The following is a 1,315-nucleotide window of genomic DNA, read 5'->3' on the forward strand; positions in this document are numbered from 1 at the left end:
TCAGCGTGTCGGCCGCGAGCCGCGCGCTGACCAGCACGGCGCCGGCCACGCGTTCGCCGCGCCGCGCGTCGAGCAGCGGATCGCCGAGATAGGTGGCGACATGCGCGCCGCCCGCCGAATGCCCTACGACGAAGATCCGCCCCGGATGGCCGCCATACGACGCAATGTGCGCACGCGTCCAGTCGAGCGCCGCGGCAACATCCTGCGCGCCGGCCGGATACGGGGCATCGGGCGCCAGCCGGTATTCGACGTTGACCGCGACGTAGCCGTGGCGCGCGAACCAGCGCGGCACGTTGTCGTAGATCAGCCCGTTGATGCTCTTGCGGCCGCGCACAAACGCGCCGCCATGCACGAACAGCACGACGTCGGCCGGCGCGCGCTGGCGGGTCGCGTGCTGCACGAACACGTCGAGACGCTGGCGCGCGTCAGGCCCGTACGGAATGTCGCGCTCGATCTCGCAGCCGAGGTCCGTCGCCGCCCGCGCGGCGACGAGCGGCGTGTACGTGTCGATCACCCAGTCGCGGTGCGCGTCGATGTCCTGCCCCCAGACGGCGCCGATCTCGGCGAAGCGCGCCCTCAGCGCTTCCGACAGATTCCCCAGCGGTTCCTGCCAAGCGTGCATCCCCTGCCTCCCTGCATGACGGCTAGCGGCCGGCGCGAGCCGGTGTTCCGCCGTTCGAACGGCGATGGGGACCATTCTGGTATATAAATCTCGTTTTGTGTATACACAATCACTACGTAGTATACCCAATGAGATTCCAGGCATTTTTGCGCGACAGTCACGCCCACGCACTCATCCGTCGCACGCCGACACTCTTCAAGGACACCCATGGACAAGCTTCGCCACATCGCGCTTTCGGTCGACGATCCGGAAGCGGCCGCGCAATTCTTCGAGCGCGCGTTCGGCATGCGCCGCGCGGGCAACGCGATGCGCGGGATCTACATGACGGACGGCACGATCAACGTTGCGCTGCTGAACTTCAAGGACGAGACGGTGCCCGGCTATGCGGGCCTGAAGGACGTGCGCGGCGTGATCCACTTCGGGATGTGGGTAGATGACGTCGATGCGACCGCCGAGCGCGTCGTCGCGGCCGGCGGCACCTACCTGACCGGCCGGCACGAGCAGGACCCGAACGTGTTCTACGAAGTGAAGTACCGGATGCCCGACGGCACCGTGTTCGACATCACGTCGAACGGCTGGAAGGGCGCGGTGAAGGAAGTCGTGCCGGCCGGCGCGGCGGGCACGCAGCCGTGACCGCGCGGCCTGGGGTACTCGCGCTGGTGCCGTTGCCCGACACGACGCGCGATGCGCTGC

2 protein-coding genes are annotated in these 1,315 nt (G+C 68.1%); one reads left to right on the forward strand and one right to left on the reverse strand.

Going from position 1 to position 1,315, the window contains the following annotated elements; genetic code table 11:
- Positions 1 to 622 (reverse strand): alpha/beta hydrolase (locus G3N93_RS39425; protein WP_206135464.1); only part of this gene is annotated, 622 nt, incomplete at its 3' end.
- A gap of 207 nt (positions 623 to 829) precedes the next feature.
- Between G3N93_RS39425 and G3N93_RS39430 the strand changes: the two genes are divergently transcribed.
- Positions 830 to 1,255 carry a VOC family protein gene (locus tag G3N93_RS39430; RefSeq protein ID WP_011350343.1) on the forward strand — a complete coding sequence of 142 codons (426 nt, stop codon included), beginning with the start codon at positions 830 to 832 and terminating at the stop codon, positions 1,253 to 1,255.
- The last annotated feature ends 60 nt before the right edge of the window (positions 1,256 to 1,315 follow it).

The sequence above is a fragment of the Burkholderia sp. Se-20378 genome (assembly GCF_017104665.1).
Taxonomy (GTDB): domain Bacteria; phylum Pseudomonadota; class Gammaproteobacteria; order Burkholderiales; family Burkholderiaceae; genus Burkholderia; species Burkholderia lata.